Genomic DNA, 17,750 nt, shown 5'->3' with positions numbered 1-17,750 from the left:
CTCTTCCTGAAGACCATCCCGGGTTTGAGCGTGCTCCTTTCGGGGAGACGCGGACCGGTCATCTTGCCCGTCCGTAGCGCCGAAGGATTTTGATGAACCTCGCTCAATTTCTCGCGGGCCGGCTGGTGAAGGGGATCGTCGTCCTCTTCGCCATCGCGATCCTGAATTTCTTCCTGATCCGCGCCGCACCGGGCGATCCCGCGCAGGTTCTCGCGGGAGAGGCCGGTGCGGCCGATGCGGTGCTGCTCGAGCAGTTGCGGGCGCGCTTTGGCCTCGACCAGCCGCTGATCCAACAGCTCTGGATCTATCTCAAGGGCTATGCCTCGCTCGATCTCGGTTTCAGTTATCGCCAGCAGAGGCCCGTGCTCGAGCTGATCCTGGACCGACTGCCCGCGACCCTGCTGCTGACCGGCGCAGCCTTTCTCGTCTCGCTGGGGTTGGGCGTCCTGATGGGCGCGCTTGCGGCGCGGCGTGCCGGGCGCTGGCAGGACAGCGTCATCACCACGCTTGCCCTCGTCTTCTACGCGACACCGCTCTTCTGGATCGCGCTGATGAGCCAGATCGTCTTCTCGCTGAAGCTCGGCCTCGTGCCGAATGTCGGCTTCGAGACGATCGGCGCGAACTATACCGGCCTCGCTCGGGCGCTCGATATCGCGCAGCATCTCTTCCTGCCGGCGCTGACGCTCGGATTGTTCTTCACGGCGCTCTACGCGCGAATGATGCGGGCCTCTATGCTGGAGATTGCCGGTGCCGATTTCGTCAAGACGGCGCGCGCGAAGGGGCTTTCACCCGGGGTCGTCTCGCGCCGGCATGTCGCGCGCAACGCTATCCTTCCGGTCGTGACGCTGGCTGGCCTGCAGGCGGGCCAGCTCGTCGGCGGGGCCGTGCTGACCGAGACGGTCTTCGCCTGGCCCGGCATCGGCCGCTTGATGTTCGATGCCCTGGTGCAGCGCGATTACTCGGTGCTGCTCGGTGTCTTCTTCGTCTCGTCGGCCATGGTCGTCGGCTTCAATATCCTCACGGACCTGGTCTACCGGCTGGCCGACCCGCGCATCGAGGCGACATCATGAGCTTCCTTAAGCGTTTCGCGCGCAACCGCGGGGCGGTGGTCGGGTTGATCATCCTGCTCGTCGTCATCGTCTTCGCCTTGCTGGCGCCGTCGCTCTTTCCACAATCGCCATGGCGCACGGTCGGCCGTCCGTTCCTTGCACCCTTCGCCATGGAGCGCTTCCCGCTCGGCACAGATACGCTGGGGCGCAACATCGCTTCAGGGCTGGTGCATGGCGCGCGTGTCTCGTTGATGATCGGCGTGGTCTCGACGGTGGTCGCGCTGCTGATCGGCGTGCCGCTCGGCGCGATTGCAGGCTATGCGGGCGGCTTCGTCGATGATGCGTTGATGCGCTTCACCGAGTTCTTCCAGACGATCCCCAGCTTCGCACTCGCCATCGTCATGGTCGCGATCCTGCAACCACAGCTTGGTTCGATCGTGCTCGCGATCGGGGTAGTCAGTTGGCCGCCCGTGGCGCGACTGGTGCGTGGCGAGGTCCTGTCGCTGAAGACGCGCGAATATGTGCAGGCCGCCGTGACGATCGGCCAGTCGACGCCGCGCATCATCTTCAGCCAGGTGCTGCCCAACACCATCGCGCCGATCATCGTGATGGGCTCGCTGATGATCGGCTCGGCGATCCTGCTCGAATCCTCGCTCTCCTTCCTCGGGCTGGGCGACCCCAACCTGATGAGCTGGGGCTATATGGTCGGTGCCGGGCGCACTCGCCTGATCGATGCCTGGTGGATCAGCTTCTTCCCCGGCCTTGCTATCTTCCTCACGGTTCTTGCGCTCAATCTTGCCGGCGAGGGGCTGAACGACGCGCTGAACCCGCGTCTGGGGCGGGGGAGGGAGTGATGACGACGCCCGTTCTCGCGATCGAGGGATTGAAGCTAGCTCTCCCGGCCCTCGCCGACCGCGCCTTCGCGGTCGAGGATGTCTCTTTGACCATCGCTCCCGGTGAAACGCTCTGCGTCGTCGGCGAATCCGGCTCCGGCAAGTCGATGATCGCGCATGCGGTGATGGGGCTGCTGCCGAAGGCGGTGAAGCCCGCTGCGGGTGCGATCCGCCTTGCGGGTCGCGATCTGCTGGCGCTCGACGAGGCTGCGATGCAGGACGTGCGCGGCCGTGAGGTCGGCATGATCTTCCAGGAGCCGATGACCTCGCTCAACCCGGTGATGCGGGTGGCCGACCAGATCGTCGAGACGTTCGAGGCGCATGGCCTGCACAGCAATGCCGAGCGCCGTGCCCGTGCGCTCGCGTTGCTGACCGAGGTCGGCCTGCCCGACCCCGAACGCTTGGCCAAGGCCTATCCGCATGAGCTTTCCGGCGGCCAGCGTCAGCGCGTGATGATCGCGATGGCGCTCGCACTCGAGCCGAAGCTCCTGATCGCCGACGAGCCCACCACCGCGCTCGACGTGACCACGCAGGCGCAGATCCTGAAGCTGATCGACAATCTGCGTCGCAAGCATGGAACGGCGGTGCTCTTCATCACCCATGATTTCGGCGTCGTTGCCGAGATCGCCGATCGCATCGCCGTGCTGCAGCAGGGCAAACTCGTCGAGGAGGGCACGGCCGATGCCGTGCTGTCGCAACCGAGGCACGACTACACGAAGCGGCTGCTCGCGGCCGTGCCGTCGATGACGCCGCCGGAGCGCCCGCCGATCGCCGAGACCGTGCCTGTGCTGAGCGTCGAGAAACTCGGCAAGGTCTATCGCAAGCGCAGCTTCTTCCGGCCCGGTCGCGAGGTGAAGGCTGCCGACGATATCAGCTTCACCCTGGCTCGCGGCGAAACGCTTGGGTTGGTTGGCGAATCCGGGTCGGGCAAGTCGACGGTCGGGCGCTGCTGCCTCAGGCTGATCGAGCCCGATGGCGGGCGGATCGCCCTGGGAGACCTCGTCCTGAGTGATCTCGGTCCGGCAGCGCTGCGCGAGCATCGCAAGCGCATCCAGATGGTCTTCCAGGATCCGTTCGCCTCGCTCAATCCGCGCCAGACGGTAGGGCGGATCATCTCGGACGGGCCGGTGGCCCATGGCACGCCGCGCGCGCAGGCGCTCGGGCGGGCAAGGGAGCTGCTTGAGCTCGTCGGCCTCTCGGCCAATGCGATAGACCGCTACCCGCATGAATTCTCGGGCGGGCAGCGCCAGCGCATCGGCATCGCCCGCGCGCTCGCGCTCGAGCCCGACGTGCTGGTCGCGGACGAGGCAGTCTCGGCGCTCGACGTCTCGGTTCAGGCTCAGATCCTGACGCTGATCAAGGATATCCAGCAGCGGCTCGGCCTGGCGATCCTGTTCGTCACGCATGACCTGCGCGTGGCTGCGCAGATCTGCGACCGCATCGCCGTGATGCAGCGCGGGCGTATCGTCGAGACCGGCCCGACGGCTGCGCTCTTCGCCAATCCGCAGCATGACTACACGCGCCAACTGCTCGCCGCCGTGCCCGGCGGCCGCCGCTTCGCGCTGTGACGCAGCCTTGCCGGCCATTGCCTCATCGTCCTGGTCGGGCCTGTCCCGACCATCCATGTCCACACCTGCCATCCGCGTCGCGAGGCGCGGATGCTCGGCACAAGGCTGAGCGTGACGGCGAGCACCTGCTTGCCGCCTAACCGACCGGAGACCTGCCCATGCCTCTCGATCCCGCGCTTCGCGACCGCATCCTTGCCTCAGTGGAGGCCGGCTTTGCCGAGCAAATCGCCTTCACCCAGGAGATGATCCGCTTCGGCTCGCTGCGCGGGCAAGAACACGCGGTGCAGGATTTCGTCTTCCGGGCGCTGAAGGGGCGTGGCTTCACGATGGACCGCTTCGGAATGGATCGCGAGGCGATCGCGGCCCATCCCGGTGGTGCGCCGTTCTCCGATGAGCATTCGGATGCGCCGATCGTCGTCGGCATCCATCACCCGCGCGAGGAAAAGGGGCGCTCCCTGATCCTGCAGGCGCATGTCGATGTCGTGCCGACCGGGCCGGACACGTTTTGGACGCATCGGCCCTTCGACCCGGTGATCGAGGGAGATTGGCTCTATGGCCGTGGTGGCGCGGACATGAAGGCTGGCCATGCCGCCAACCTGTTCTGCCTCGACGCGCTCCGGCGCATCGGCCTGCAGCCGGCGGCCACGGTCTACGTGCAGTCGGTGGTCGAGGAGGAATCGACCGGTAACGGCGCGCTGATGACGCATCTGCGCGGCTACAAGGCCGATGCGGTGCTTATCCCCGAGCCAGAGGAGGAAATGCTGGTGCGCGCCAATACCGGTGTGCTCTGGTTCCAGATCGAGGTGCGTGGCGTGCCGATGCATGTGCGCGAGATGGGCGCGGGCGCGAACGCGATCGACGGGGCCTATCGCGTCATCGGGGCGCTGCGGAAGCTCGAGGAGGAACTCAACGCGGAGAAGGCCGGACGCGAGCATTTCGAGGACGTCGCCCATCCGATCAACCTGAATATCGGCAAGATCGAGGGCGGCGACTGGGCCTCCTCCGTGCCGTGCTGGTGCAGGATCGACTGCCGCATCGGACTCTATCCCGGGGTCAGCGCCGAGGAATTGGCGAAGCGGATCGAGGCCCGCGTGCTGACGCATGCGCGTGGCGATTCGTTCCTCGCCAACAATCCGCCGAGCGTGACCTTCAACGGCTTCTATTCGGAAGGCTATGTGCTCGAACCCGGCAGCGAGGCGGAGGCCGTGCTCGGCCGGGCGCATCAGGGCGCGACCGGCAAACCACTGAAGAGCTTCATGACGGCGGGCTATCTCGATACCCGCGTCTACGCGCTCTACGACAAGATTCCGGCGCTGTGCTATGGCCCGATCTCGGAGAACATCCACGCTTTCGACGAGCGGGTTAGCCTCGCCTCGCTGAAGCGCATCACCGGAACCATGGCCCTGTTCGTGGCCGAATGGTGCGGCGTCGAGAGCGTCCCGGAGTGACGCCGCGCGGCGGCCGGGGCGATAAACGTGCATCGGCTCCTGCGCGATTTGGCATGACGATGGCGCCGCCGGTTCGGCCATAGTCACGCCATGTCGCAAACCCCCGGCCGTTCGCTTCTGCTCGTTCCGTTGCTCGGTCTGCTCTGGGGCTTCAACTGGCCGGCTGTCCGCATCGCGCTGACCGAGATCGCGCCCTGGACGCTCCGGGCCGGCGGCATGAGCTTTGCGGGGCTGGCTCTGGTCGCCATAGGGCTCGCACGTGGGCAGTCTCTGGCGGTGCCCAGAGGCCAATGGCTGAGGCTGGCGATTGCCGGCTTCCTTTCGATTGCCGCCTTCAACGTATTGCTTGCCTTCGCACAGCTCGCCGCGCCGACCTCGCGGGCGGCGATCCTGACCTTCACCATGCCGATCTGGGCGACATTGCTCGCACGGTTCGTCCTTGCCGAGCCCTTTGACCGAAGGCGCCTTCTCGGCCTCGGCCTCGGCGCTGCGGGATTGCTGTGCCTCGGCCTGCCATTGCTCGCCAGCGGCTCGTTCTCCATCGGCCTGCTCTACGCGCTGATCGCCAGCGTGAGCTGGGCCCTGGGCACGATCGTCACCAAGCGCTGGCCGGTTTCGGCGCCGGCACTGACCATCGCCGCGTGGCAGCTGCTGATCGGCGGCGTTGTCGCCGGGATCGGCATGCTGGTCTTCGAGGGCCTGCCCGTTCCCAAGATGCTGGAGGCACGGACCTTCGCCGCGTTGACCTTCCATATCCTGGGAGCACAGGCGCTGGCCTATTTCCTGTGGTTCACGGTGATCGCGCGGCTGCCCGCGGGCATTGCCAGCCTTGGCACGCTGATGGTGCCGGCCGTCGGCGTTCTGGGTTCCGTGCTGCTGCTCGGCGAGCGACCGACGCCGAGCGACTGGCTCGGCCTCGTACTGGTGGTCGCCGCATCCGGGACCATCATGCTGCCGCAGCGGCGGCGCGGGGCCAAAGCCCTATCGTAGCGGCCAGACCAGCATGATCAGCGGCACACCGAGCAGGATCACCAGCAGCGACAGCGGCGCGCCAAGCCGGGCGTAGTCGCCGAAGCGATACCCTCCCGGACCCATCACCAGCGTGTTGCACTGGTGGCCGATCGGCGTGAGGAAGTCGCAGGCCGCACCGATCGCCACCGCCATCAGGAAGGCATCGGGGCTGTAACCGAGGCTCTTCGCAAAGCTCGCGCCGATCGGGGCCATGACCAGCACTGTCGCAGCGTTGTTCAGGAAGGGCGTGACCGCCATGGCAGAGACGAGAATCAGCGCCACCGCGCCCCAGCCGGGAAGGTGCATGCCGACACTCGCGAGCCAGCCGGCGAGCAGATCCGTGGTTCCAGTCGAGCGCAAAGTGTCGCTGACCGGGATCAGGGCCGCCAGCATGACGAGGATGGGCCATTCGATCGAATCATAGGCGTCGCGCGGCGAGATCGCTCGGAAGGTGACGAGCAGCGCGGCTGCCGCAAAGAACGCGACCGAAACCGGGACGAGGTTGAAGGCGATCGCGATCACGGTCGCAAGCAGGATCGCGCCGGTAACCCAGCCCCTGCGGGCACTGCCGAGCGTCAGCGCGCGTTCCGCGAGCGGCATCAGGCCCAGTTCGCGCATTCGCTCCGGCAGGATTTTCTCGTCGCCCTGGAGGACGACGACATCGCCGGTGCGCAGGGTGATGTTGCGCAGGCGTTCCCGGAAGCGCTCGCCCGAGCGGCTCACCGCGAGCAGATTGACGCGATAGCGCTCGTGTAGCTCGATTTCGCCAACGGAGCGTCCCGTCAGTAATGAGACGGGGCCGACGATCGCCTCGCTCACGGTGATCTGATCGAGCGCGCCCGTGCTATGGGTCGGGCGCTGGTCGGCATCGAGTTGGAGGCCGCCCTGCGCGACCACGCGCTCAAGCGCCTTGGGCTCGCCGCGCAGCAACAGGATATCGCCGGGACGCAGGCCGGCATCTGGGAACGGGGCGGACAGCCGCGTCTTGGAGCGCAGGATGGCGACGACATCGACCTCACCCTCCGCAATGGCCTTGAGCTCGGAGATGGTTTTGCCGGCAAGCGCCGAGCGCTGGGGAACTTGAACCTCGGTGACATAGTCGGAGATGTCGAGCGCCTGTTCGAGCGAGGCTGCGCCTTGCCGGTCGCGCGGCAGCAGGCGGTAGCCCACGCATAGAAACAGGCAGCCGGCGAGCGCGAGACCGAGGCCGACCGGCGCAAAGTCGAACATCTCGAAGGGGCGGCCGGTCAGTTCCTCGCGGACGCGGGCGACGATGATGTTCGGCGAGGTGCCGACCAGCGTGACGATGCCGCCGAGCAGCGAGGCGAAGGCCATCGGCATCAGGAAGATGGATGGCGATTTTCCACCCTTCCGGGCGAGCTGGTAGGCGATCGGCAGCATCATCGCGAGCGCACCGATATTCTTGATGATCGCCGACATCACCGCGACCGAGAACACGAGCAGCGAGATCTGCATCTGTGTCGAGCGGACATAGGGCGCAACATGGCTGAGTGCGCGCTCGATGATGCCGGAGCGCGCGACCGCTGCGCTGACCACGAGCGCGCTGCCGACAATGATGACGATATCGTCGGAAAAGCCCTTGAAGGCGTCCTTGGCCGGTACAAGGCCCAGAGCCAGCGCGGCGAGGAGTGCCAGCGCCGCGACGACATCATAGCGGAGGCGGCCCCAGACGAAGAGCGCCATCATCGTTGTGATGACGGCGATGGAGAGCGATTGATCGAGAGTCATGCAGTCCCTGGAGGCCGCGCCCGGGCCGGCGCCTTGTCCAACCTCCACTTCAGCGGATCGTTCCGCAAGCCTGCAATCGGACGTTCAGTCCTTCAGCGACGTGCGCCGGTTCGCCTCTTCCGGGCGCTGGGTCCAGGTGTCGACCGACATCGTGGGCAGGTCGAAATAGTCGCGGGTCGTGGCATAGCCATGACCGCCCATTCGGCCGATGGCGTCGAGCCCGACCGGGTCGACATGGAGCCGTTCGTCGACGATGTCGGCCCGGAAATGGGCGTAGACGACTTCGCCGAGGATGATCTCTCGGGAGTTGCCGATGCCGAGCGTGGTGTGGTGGCGACATTCGAAGGCGGCGGGTGCCTGACCGATCCAGGGGCAGGGCACTTTGACGCCCGGCAGGGCATCGAGCCCCGCTTCGCGCAATTCGTCGATGCCCGGCGCAAAAGGCACCGCGCAGACATTCATGCCGGCAATGAGCGCGTCAGAGACGATGTTCACGGTGAAGGCGAGGGTATCGCGGACATTGCGACCGGTATCCTTCTGGCCCCCTGTCGGGCGATACTCGACGCCAAGGGCCAGGATCGCGGGATCGGCCGAAAGGCAGTTGAAGAAGCTGAACGGCGCGGCGTTGACGACGCCCTGCGCATCGACCGTCGTCACCAGCGCGATCGGGCGTGGCACGACCGCGCCGATCAGGAGCTTGTAGCGCTCGCGTGGCGTGAGCGACGCGAAATCGAAGGTGACGATCGAGGGCTGGGTGTCGGACTTGGGCTGGACGCGCGGCTGAGCGGTCATGGGGGAGTCAGTCCTTCGCTCAATGCGTAGGGGGCGAGCAGGTCGCGGATGTCGCGCTCCGCCCGGGGAGTGAGCAGGGCGCGCGTGACCACGGCCTGCAGATGATGATCCATCAGCTCGGCGGCCTGCTTCGCATCGCCGCGCTTCAGCGCCTCGATCAGCTGCCTGTGCTCCGAGACGGCGCATTCCGACGAATGCGGACGGCCGTAGATCGCCAGAACCAGCGAGCAGCGCGAGCTCAGCTCCTGGATATAGCGCAGCAGCAGGACGTTCCCGGTCATCTCGGCGAGCCGGATGTGGAAATCGCCAGAGAGCCGGATTGATTCCGGCCCGTCCTGTCCATGTGCGGCTTCCTCCTGCCGGACATGGTGCTCAAGTTCGGTGATCTGCGCCGGAGTGAGCCGGCCGGCAAGGGTCTCGGCGACCAACCGTTCAAGGCTGCGGCGGACGTCGAAGACGTCGCGGGCTTCTTCCAGGGTGGGATAGGCGACCGAGGCGCCGCGATTGGGCTTGAGCTCGACCAGGCCCTCGACGGCGAGCCGCCCGAAGGCCTCGCGCACCAGCGTACGGCTGACACCGAGCTGTTCGCCGATCGAGTCTTCGGGAAGCTTCATGCCAGGCCGCAACGCCTGCTCGATGATCGCGCGTCGCAGCGCCTTGTACACGGATTGCGCACGCAATCCATGAGGGCGGGGTTCCGTCGGCATGGTGCGTCTCCGCTCTGGCTCGGCCGTCTCAGCCTCACTCCATGTCACGGGATCCCGCTCCACTCCAGTTTCCCCTTGTCTGCGATAATCGTATACAATACGATATCTCTATCGTATGCAATATTGATTGTTGATTGCGCACGAGATGCTGCACAAAGTGCCAGGGTGGCGCGGGATTGGGCATTCACGAGGGGCACCGAGCCTGACCGAGCGCCAAAGATGCGCCGCAGGTTCATCGAGAGGAGAGATCGATGAAGAAGCACTGGTTGTTGGCGGCTGTCGCGGCTCTGGCGCTGAACGGCGCGGCTGAGGCGAAGACCCTGAAATGGGGCGCGTCGCGCGAGATCGCCTCGCTCGACCCCTATTCCTACGGCGAGACGTTCACGCTCTCCGTGCTCAATCATGTCTATGAGGGGCTGGTGCGCTACACCGGCGATCTCAAGATCGAGCCGGCCCTGGCGGAATCATGGGAGACGGTCTCCCCCACGGTCTGGCGCTTCAAGCTGCGTCAGGGTGTGAAGTTCCACAATGGCAACCCCTTCACCGCTGACGACGTGATCGCCTCGCTCGACCGCGTCACGCATGACACCTCGCCGCTCAAGGGTAATCTGCCGGCCTACAAGAGCGCCAAGAAGATCGACGACTATACCGTCGAGATCGAGGTCAACGGCCCGTATCCGCTGCTGCTGAACGACCTCACCAACATCTTCATCTTCGACAAGGAGTGGATGGAGGCGAACAACACCTCGCTCCCGACCGATTCCGGCAAGGGTATCAAGGGCTACGCAACCGACAACACCAACGGCACCGGCCCGTTCAAGGTCGAAAGCCGCCGCGCCGACGCCAAGACGATCTTCATCAAGAACCCGACCTGGTGGGACAAGCCGCAGCACAATATCGACGTCATCGAGTTCACGCCGATCACCTCGGCCTCGACCCGTGTCGCCGCGTTGCTCTCCGGCGAGATCGACTTCACCAATGTCGCGCCCTTGCAGGATCTGCCGCGGCTCGCGGCTTCGCCCGACGTCAAGGTCCTGCAGACCAACGAGCTGCGCTCGGTCTTCTTCGCCCTCAATCTGAAGGATGCGCTGTTCGAGAGCGATGTGAAGGACAAGAACCCCTTCAAGGATATCCGGGTCCGTGAGGCGCTCTATCGCGCGATCGACATCGATGCCGTCCAGAAGCGGGYCATGCGCGGCCTCTCGCGCAATACCGGCGCGCTGGTCGCTCCGGCGATCCCAGGCTACGAGCCGTCCCAGGATGTGCGCCTGCCCTTCGATCTCGAGGGGGCCAAGAAGCTGCTGGCGGCCGCCGGTTATCCCAACGGCTTCTCCTTCCAGTTCAATTGTCAGGCCGACAGCCTGGTCAACGAGGAGGAGTTCTGCCAGGCGGTCGCTTCGATGTGGTCGCGCGCCGGCCTGAAGCCCAATCTCAGCCTCGCCCCGCGCAGCCAGCAGACACCGAAACGCGTCAAGGGCGATTTCGACGTGATCTCCTTTGGCTGGGCCAATGAGCCTATGATCGACGCCTACTCGCTGCTGGTGCAGGTGCTGCGCTCGAAGAGCGGCACGGGCGGCGTGTTCAACTGGGGCAACTGGGGCGATCCGCGCATCGATGCGCTGATCGACAAGGCCGGCGTCGAACTCGACAACAGCAAGCGCATCCCGATGATGATGGAGGCGCTCAAGATCGCCAAGGCAGAGCATCTCTTCATTCCGCTGCATCAGCAGCCGATGGCGTGGGCGATGCGCAACACGGTGACCTCGACCGTGCAGGCCTCCGACAACAAGCCGCGCCTGTGGCTGACGATGCTGAAGTAAGCTGAACCGCATCGACCGACCGGGAGCGTTTAGGCGCTCCCGGCCCATTGTGACCGGAGGGGACGATGCCGGCTTTCCTGCTGAAACGACTGCTGAACGCGGCTGGCGTGATGCTCGCCGTCGCCTTCCTCGCCTTCCTGATCTTTCGCTTCGTCGGCGACCCCGTCGAGCTGATGCTGAACGAGCAGGCGAGCCAGGCGCAGCGCGACGAGTTGCGCGTGCGGCTCGGTCTCGACCGGGGCTTCGTCCTGCAATTTGCGACCTTTGTCGGCAACGCGGCGCGCGGCGATTTCGGCATCTCCTATCGCAATCAGCAGGATGTTTTCACGCTGATCACGGAGCGCTTCCCGGCCACTTTCGAACTGGTGCTGGTGGCGACCTTCCTGTCGCTCGCAGTCGGGATTCCGCTCGGCGTCTACACGGCGATCAGACGTGACAGCCTGCTCGCCAAGTCGCTGCAATTCGTCTCTGTGCTCGGCGTCTCCCTGCCAAGCTTTGCGCTCGGCATCCTGTTCATCCTGCTCTTCTCGGTGACGCTGCAATGGCTGCCGGCCTTCGGCCGCGGCGAGGTGGTGCAGATCGGCTGGTGGAGCACAGGTTTCCTGACGCCGTCCGGCCGGCGGGCGCTGATCCTGCCGGGCATCACGCTCTCGCTCTTCCAGATCACGCTGGTGATGCGGCTGGTGCGGGCCGAGATGCTGGAGACGATGCGCACCGATTTCATCCGCTTCGCCCGGGCGCGGGGCCTGCCGGCTCGCGCGGTGAATTTCCGCCATGCGCTGCGCAACTGCCTGATGCCGGTGATCACGGTGACCGGTCTGCAGATCGGCAACCTGATCGCCTTCGCGCTGGTGACCGAAACCGTCTTCCAATGGCCGGGCATGGGCATGCTCTTCGTCCAGGCCGTGACCTTCGTCGATATCCCGGTGATGGCGGCCTATCTGATCGTCGTCTCCTTCATCTTCGTGTCACTGAACGCGCTGGTCGACCTGCTCTACGCCTATGTCGATCCGAGGCTGCGCGAAGATGCGATTTCGGGAGCCGCCAATGCCCGTTGATGCCACTGCCAAGCCCGGCCGCCTGCGCCGCTTCCTCGACAGCGATATCGGCTGGAGCTTCTGCCGCACTCCCGCGGCCTGGCTTTCGACGCTGGTGCTGGTGCTGCTGATCGCGACCGCGTTTCTCGCGCCCCTGATCGCGCCGCAGAACCCGCATGATCTCGCTCAGGTCTTCATCGACAAGGCCGAGATCCCGCCGATCTGGCAGGCCGGCGGGGAGTGGCCGTTTCTGCTTGGCACGGACCCGCAGGGACGCGATGTGTTGTCGGCCATTCTGTACGGCACGCGCGTCTCGCTGCTGATCGGCATCGCGGCGGTGATCGTCTCGATGGGGCTCGGCGTTACGGTCGGGCTGGTCTCGGGCTTCTATGGCGGCCGCATCGACAACCTCCTGATGCGCCTCGGCGACACCGTTCTCTCGATCCCGACCCTGCTGATGGCGATCCTGGTCAGCGCTATCTTCCGCGAGTTGCTGCCACCCGGCCTGCGTGAGCCTTTCGCTGCGGTGGTGCTGGTGGTCTCGATCTCGCTGACCAACTGGGTGCAGTATGCGCGCACCGTGCGCGCCTCCACCATGGTCGAACGGCGCAAGGAATACGTGCTCGCTGCGCGCATCATCAAGGTCGCGCCGGCGCGAATCATGCGCCGCCACATCCTGCCAAACACCCTGACGCCGGTGATGGTCGCCGCGACGCTCAATCTCGGTCTGGCAATCCTGTCGGAAGCGACCCTGTCCTTCCTGGGCGTCGGGATGCCGATCACCCAGCCTTCGCTCGGCACGCTGATCCGCATCGGCAACCAGTACCTGTTCTCCGGCTCCTGGTGGCTGGTCGTCTTCCCGTCACTGCAGCTCGGGCTGATCGTGCTCTCGGTCAACCTGCTCGGCGACTGGCTACGCGATGCGCTGAATCCGAAACTCCGCTGACAAGAAACTGACGAGGAAACGATGGCTACCGATCTTCTGCTGCGCAATATTCGCCCGCTTGGCGGCGAGGCGACCGATATCCTGATCGAGAAGGGGCGGATTGCCCGCCTCGGGACCGGGCTTGCCGCGCCGGCCGGTGTCGTGGTCGAGGATGGCCGCAACGAGATCCTGCTGCCCGGCCTGGTCGAGGCTCACACCCATCTCGACAAGAGCCTCTGGGGCCTGCCCTGGTACAAGAACGAAGTTGGCCCGAGACTTCTCGACAAGATCGACAATGAGCGCCTGAACAAGCGTCGGCTCGGCATCGATCCCTATCAGCAATCGGCCCGCCAGAGCATCCAGTCCTCGCTGATGGGCTCGACCCATATCCGCAGCCATATCGACATCGATACCGACCACGGCATGTGGGGCGTCGAGGGCGTGATGAAGATGCGCGACTATTATCGCGACATCATCGACGTCGAGATCGTCGCCTTCCCGCAGTCCGGCATGCTGCGCCGGCCCGGCACGCTGGAGCTGATGGACGAGGCCATGAAGCTCGGCGCGGAAGTGGTCGGCGGCCTCGATCCCTGCACGATCGACCGTGATCCCAAGGGCCATCTCGACGCCGTGTTTGCGCTCTGCCAGCGCTACGGCAAGCCGCTCGACATCCACCTGCATGAGCCGGGTGAGGTCGGCGCCTTCTCGATGGACATGATCATCGAGCGTACACGGGCACTCGGCATGAAGGGCAAGGTCACGATCAGCCATGCCTTCTGCCTCGGCACGCCGGACCCGGCGCTCATCGATCCGCTGATCGCCCAGCTCGCCGAGCTCGACATTGCCATCATGACGACGGCGCCGGCGAGCAGGCCGGCCCCGCCGGTGAAGCGGCTGATCGAGGCCGGCATCCGGGTCTGCTCCGGCTCAGACGGCATCCGCGACACCTGGGGGCCGTATGGCAATGCCGACATGCTGGAGCGCGCCATGTTCGTCGGCCTGCGCAACAACTTCCGGCGCGACGATGAACTCCGGATCGCGCTCGATGTCTGCACCATCGAGGGTGCCAAGGTGATGGAACTCGACGGCTACGGGCTGAGCCAGGGCTGTCGGGCCGATCTCGTGCTCGTGCCCGGCGAGACGCTGGCCGAGGCGATCGTGACCCGCTCGCCGAAGCGTCGCGTCGTCAAGGGCGGCAAGATCGTCGCGCGCGACGGCGTCTCGATCAAGAGCGCACCCTGATGCTGCAGGCCGCGCCGCACCCCAAGGGCAGGGTCCTGCTGACCGCGCGCTGGCTCGTGGGCCACCGCGACGGCCGGCATCGGCTCATCGAGAATGGCGAGATCGTCTTCGAGAATGGCGAAGTGGTCTTCATCGGCCATCGCTTCCCCGGCGAGGTCATGCGCCGGATCGATTACGGCAACGCGCTGATCGGACCCGGCTTCGTCGATCTCGACGCGCTTTCCGATCTCGACACCACCATCCTCGCCTATGACAACCAACCGGCCTGGAAGAAGGGGCGTGTCTGGCCGCGTTCCTATATCGAGGCCGGCCCGGTCGAGATGTATTCGCGGGAGGAGCTTGCCTTCCAGAAGCATCATGCCTTCGCGACGTTGATCCGCAATGGCATCACCACGGCGCTGCCGATCGCCTCGCTGTTCTACCGGCAATGGGGCGAGACGCCGGAAGAGTTCTCCGATGCGGCAGAAGCCGCGGCGAAACTCGGCCTGCGCGCCTATCTCGGCCCGGCCTACCGCACCGGGAACCAGGTGGTCGAGGCCGATGGCAGGATCACGACGGCTTATGACGAGCCTCGCGGCCTTGCCGAGCTCGCGGAGGCGATCGCCTTCTGCGAGCGCTTTGAGGGCGCCGCCGGCGGACTCGTCCGCACCATGCTCGCGCCGGACCGGATCGAGACCTCGACTGCCGAACTGCTTCGGCGCACGACGGAGGCCGGCCGGACGCTTGGCGTGCCGGTGCGGCTGCACTGCTGCCAGTCGAAGATCGAGTACGATCTCGTGCTGGCGCAGCACGGCATGAGCCCGCCGGAATGGCTGGAGAAGCTCGGCTTTCTGACCGAGCGGACGCTCCTGCCTCACGGAACCTATGTCTCCGGCAGCAGGCACATTTCCCGGCCTGGCCGCGATCTCGAGATCATCCGCGATGCCGGTTCGACCATCGTGCACTGTCCTCTGGTTTCCGGACGCCACGGCAATGCCATCGATCATTTCGGCCGCTATCGCGAGATGGGCCTGAATCTCGGCCTCGGCACCGATACCAGCCCACCGGACATGATCATGAACATGCAGGTCGGCATGATCCTCGCCCGCACCATGGCGGGCAGCTCGGCCAGCGTGCGCAGCGAGGACTATTACGACGCGGCGACCATTGGCGGTGCCGATGCGCTTGGCCGCCCGGATCTCGGCAGGCTCCAGCCCGGCGCACGGGCCGATATCACGGTCTTCGATCTCGACCGGCCACATCTCGGCCAGGTCATCGATCCGATCCAGACCATGCTGCTCGCCGGACACGGCCGCGACTTCGCGACGGTGATCATCGACGGCCGCTTCGTCATGGAGGACCGCGAGATCCCGGGCGTCGACGAAGCTGCGGACAAGCGGCGCGCGCAGAAACAGTTCGAAGGCGTGATGGCGCAGTACCCGCGCCGGACACATGGCCACCCGCCGGCTTCCGAGATCTTCTCGTCAAGCTATCCGGTCGAACGTGGGGAGGAGAGAACATGACCGCCATGGCCGTGCCCCAGTCGCTGCTCTCGGTGCGGGACCTCAAGGTCGTCTTCGACGGCCGACATGGCCCGCTGACGGCGCTCGACGGCGTTTCGCTCGAGATCGCGCCAGGCGAGATCCTTGGCGTTGTCGGCGAGTCGGGGGCGGGCAAATCCCTGACCGGTACGGCGGTGATCGGCCTGCTCGATCCGCCCGGCCGGGTTGCAGGCGGCAGCATCCATCTCAACGGCCGGCGCATCGACAATCTCCCAGCTGAGGCGATGCGCCTGGTGCGGGGCAAGGAGATCGGCGCGATCTTCCAGGATCCGCTGACCTCGCTCCATCCACTGCTCCGGGTTGGGGATCAGATCGTCGAGACGATCCTGGCGCATCTGCCGGTCAGCCGTGGCGAGGCGCGGGCACGGGCGCTCCACCTTCTCAAGGAAGTCGGCATTCCCGCCGCCGAAACGCGGATCGACCATTATCCGCATCAGTTCTCGGGCGGCATGCGCCAGCGTGTGGTGATCGCGCTGGCTCTCTGCGCCGAACCCAAGCTGATCATCGCGGACGAGCCGACGACGGCGCTCGACGTTTCGATCCAGGCGCAGATCATGAGCCTGCTCAAGCGGCTCTGCCGCGAGCATGGCACAGCGATCATGCTGGTGACACATGACATGGGCGTGATCGCCGAGACGGCAGACAGGGTCGCGGTGATGTATGCCGGACGGGTCGTCGAGGTCGGCCCTGTGAAGGATGTGACGCGCCACCCCAGCCATCCCTATACGGCCGGGCTGATGGCTTCGATCCCGAGCGTGCATGAGCGCCATCGCCATCTCAACCAGATCGACGGCGCCATGCCGCGACTGAACGCCATACCGAAGGGCTGCGCCTTCAATCCGCGGTGCGGTTCTTGCCGCGACCGCTGCCGCGACGAGCGGCCTTCGCTGGGCGCGGGGCTCCATATCGCCGCCTGCCATTTCCCCTTGCGCGAGCTGGTTCATGGCTGAAACCGAAACCATTCTCGAGGTGAAGGCGGCGTCGTGCCGCTTCGACGTCTCGGCGCCCTGGCTGTCCCGTCTGGCTTCGCATGAGCCGCGCCGTGTGTTGAGGGCGGTCGAGGATATCTCCTTCACGGTCCAGCGTGGCACCACTTTCAGCATCGTCGGCGAGTCCGGCTGCGGGAAGTCGACGCTGGCACGGATGATCGTCGGGCTGCAGCGCCCGACCGAGGGCAGCTTGCGCTTCGCCGATATCCGCCGCCTCGATGGCAGCTTCGGTCCGCCACGCGTTCAGATGATCTTCCAGGATCCCTACGCCAGCCTGAATCCGCGCTGGCGGGTCGGCGACATCATCGCCGAGCCGATCCGCGAGCTGAAGCTGCGCCGCGATGACGCCGAGGCGACGGAACGCGTCGGCGATCTGCTCGAGATCGTCGGTCTGTCCCGCGCCGACGCCCGGCGCTTCCCGCATGAATTCTCTGGCGGGCAGCGGCAGCGCATCTCGATCGCCCGTGCACTGGCGACCGAGGCCGATTTCCTGGTCTGCGACGAGCCGACCTCGGCACTCGACGTCTCCGTGCAGGCACAGATCCTCAATCTCATGGTGAGGCTGCAGGCCGAGTTCGGCCTGACCTATCTCTTCATCAGCCATAATCTCTCGGTGGTTCGGCACATGTCCGACCATCTGGCGATCATGTATCTCGGCCGCTTCGTCGAGGCCGGCCCCGCCGATGAGGTCTTCAACCTGCCGCGCCATCCCTATACGCGGCTGCTGCTCGAGACGATTCCCGATGTCGAGAGACCGAACCGGGAGCGCAAGCCGATGTCGGGCGAGGTGCCGAGCCCGATTGCGCCGCCGAGCGGCTGCGCGTTTCACCCGCGCTGTGCGAGTGCCGTCGAGCGCTGTTCGCAGCAACGCCCCCCGCTGCGCGATTTCGGCGATGTCCGCCTCGCCTGCGACAGAGCGTGATCGGTACGCGGAGGGATGGTTAACGGCCGAACTGGCCGTTAACGCGCGATTTACCGT

The 17,750-nt window shown here is 65.8% G+C and carries 15 protein-coding genes; 12 read left to right on the top strand and 3 right to left on the bottom strand.

Features of this window, described 5'->3' with window-relative positions; all coding sequences use genetic code 11:
- Nucleotides 1-92: 92 nt before the first annotated feature.
- From AC1DW9_RS00890 to AC1DW9_RS00870, 5 genes are all read left to right on the top strand, one after another.
- Complete coding sequence (locus tag AC1DW9_RS00890; protein WP_069879759.1) at nucleotides 93-1,070, top strand: ABC transporter permease; 978 nt, start codon at nucleotides 93-95, stop codon at nucleotides 1,068-1,070.
- On the top strand, nucleotides 1,067-1,903 hold the full coding sequence (locus AC1DW9_RS00885) for an ABC transporter permease (RefSeq protein WP_476775152.1): 837 nt from the start codon (nucleotides 1,067-1,069) through the stop codon (nucleotides 1,901-1,903). The genes AC1DW9_RS00890 and AC1DW9_RS00885 overlap by 4 nt, the downstream gene beginning before the upstream one ends.
- Nucleotides 1,903-3,510 (top strand): ABC transporter ATP-binding protein, encoded by a 1,608-nt coding sequence (locus tag AC1DW9_RS00880; RefSeq protein ID WP_441505296.1) that lies wholly within the window; start codon nucleotides 1,903-1,905, stop codon nucleotides 3,508-3,510. Before AC1DW9_RS00885 ends, AC1DW9_RS00880 begins: the two co-directional genes overlap by 1 nt.
- Before the next feature lie 158 nt (nucleotides 3,511-3,668).
- Entirely contained in the window at nucleotides 3,669-4,958 is a 1,290-nt protein-coding gene (locus tag AC1DW9_RS00875; protein WP_441505297.1) for an ArgE/DapE family deacylase, read from the top strand.
- Nucleotides 4,959-5,048: 90 nt separating this feature from the next.
- Nucleotides 5,049-5,948 (top strand): DMT family transporter, encoded by a 900-nt coding sequence (locus AC1DW9_RS00870; protein WP_441489368.1) that lies wholly within the window; start codon nucleotides 5,049-5,051, stop codon nucleotides 5,946-5,948.
- On the opposite strand, the gene AC1DW9_RS00865 is transcribed toward AC1DW9_RS00870, so the two are convergent.
- From AC1DW9_RS00865 to AC1DW9_RS00855, 3 genes are all read right to left on the bottom strand, one after another.
- On the bottom strand, nucleotides 5,940-7,718 hold the full coding sequence (locus AC1DW9_RS00865; RefSeq protein WP_441489367.1) for an SLC13 family permease: 1,779 nt from the start codon (nucleotides 7,716-7,718) through the stop codon (nucleotides 5,940-5,942). The two genes, AC1DW9_RS00870 and AC1DW9_RS00865, sit on opposite strands and share 9 nt — an antisense overlap.
- Nucleotides 7,719-7,802: 84 nt before the next feature.
- The gene (locus tag AC1DW9_RS00860) at nucleotides 7,803-8,510 is read right to left on the bottom strand and encodes a flavin reductase family protein (RefSeq protein WP_201788634.1); all 708 of its coding nucleotides are present in this window, start codon (nucleotides 8,508-8,510) and stop codon (nucleotides 7,803-7,805) included.
- Complete coding sequence (locus AC1DW9_RS00855) at nucleotides 8,507-9,217, bottom strand: GntR family transcriptional regulator (RefSeq protein WP_052513480.1); 711 nt, start codon at nucleotides 9,215-9,217, stop codon at nucleotides 8,507-8,509. Before AC1DW9_RS00855 ends, AC1DW9_RS00860 begins: the two co-directional genes overlap by 4 nt.
- A gap of 251 nt (nucleotides 9,218-9,468) precedes the next feature.
- On the opposite strand from AC1DW9_RS00855, the gene AC1DW9_RS00850 reads away from it, so the two are divergent.
- The 7 genes from AC1DW9_RS00850 to AC1DW9_RS00820 all read left to right on the top strand — a co-directional run bounded on the left by AC1DW9_RS00850 (nucleotide 9,469) and on the right by AC1DW9_RS00820 (nucleotide 17,693).
- Nucleotides 9,469-11,037, top strand: coding sequence for an ABC transporter substrate-binding protein (locus tag AC1DW9_RS00850; RefSeq protein WP_476855005.1), 1,569 nt, complete (start codon nucleotides 9,469-9,471; stop codon nucleotides 11,035-11,037).
- Nucleotides 11,038-11,102: 65 nt separating this feature from the next.
- A complete protein-coding gene (locus AC1DW9_RS00845) occupies nucleotides 11,103-12,095 on the top strand; it encodes an ABC transporter permease (protein ID WP_069879765.1) in 993 nt (330 codons plus the stop codon).
- A complete protein-coding gene (locus tag AC1DW9_RS00840; RefSeq protein WP_441489365.1) occupies nucleotides 12,085-13,020 on the top strand; it encodes an ABC transporter permease in 936 nt (311 codons plus the stop codon). Before AC1DW9_RS00845 ends, AC1DW9_RS00840 begins: the two co-directional genes overlap by 11 nt.
- Nucleotides 13,021-13,041: 21 nt before the next feature.
- The gene (locus tag AC1DW9_RS00835) at nucleotides 13,042-14,241 is read left to right on the top strand and encodes an amidohydrolase family protein (RefSeq protein ID WP_441505299.1); all 1,200 of its coding nucleotides are present in this window, start codon (nucleotides 13,042-13,044) and stop codon (nucleotides 14,239-14,241) included.
- Nucleotides 14,241-15,743 carry an amidohydrolase family protein gene (locus tag AC1DW9_RS00830; protein WP_441489363.1) on the top strand — a complete coding sequence of 501 codons (1,503 nt, stop codon included), beginning with the start codon at nucleotides 14,241-14,243 and terminating at the stop codon, nucleotides 15,741-15,743. Before AC1DW9_RS00835 ends, AC1DW9_RS00830 begins: the two co-directional genes overlap by 1 nt.
- Nucleotides 15,744-15,754: 11 nt before the next feature.
- Nucleotides 15,755-16,732 carry an ABC transporter ATP-binding protein gene (locus AC1DW9_RS00825; protein ID WP_201788703.1) on the top strand — a complete coding sequence of 326 codons (978 nt, stop codon included), beginning with the start codon at nucleotides 15,755-15,757 and terminating at the stop codon, nucleotides 16,730-16,732.
- Nucleotides 16,725-17,693: an ABC transporter ATP-binding protein gene (locus tag AC1DW9_RS00820; protein ID WP_441489362.1), complete on the top strand. Its 969-nt coding sequence runs from the start codon at nucleotides 16,725-16,727 to the stop codon at nucleotides 17,691-17,693. The genes AC1DW9_RS00825 and AC1DW9_RS00820 overlap by 8 nt, the downstream gene beginning before the upstream one ends.
- The last annotated feature ends 57 nt before the right edge of the window (nucleotides 17,694-17,750 follow it).

This window comes from Allobosea sp. P4_E12 (assembly GCF_056401655.1).
The sequence above is the reverse complement of the archived record's forward strand: the minus strand, read 5'-3'. Positions and strand labels throughout refer to the sequence as shown.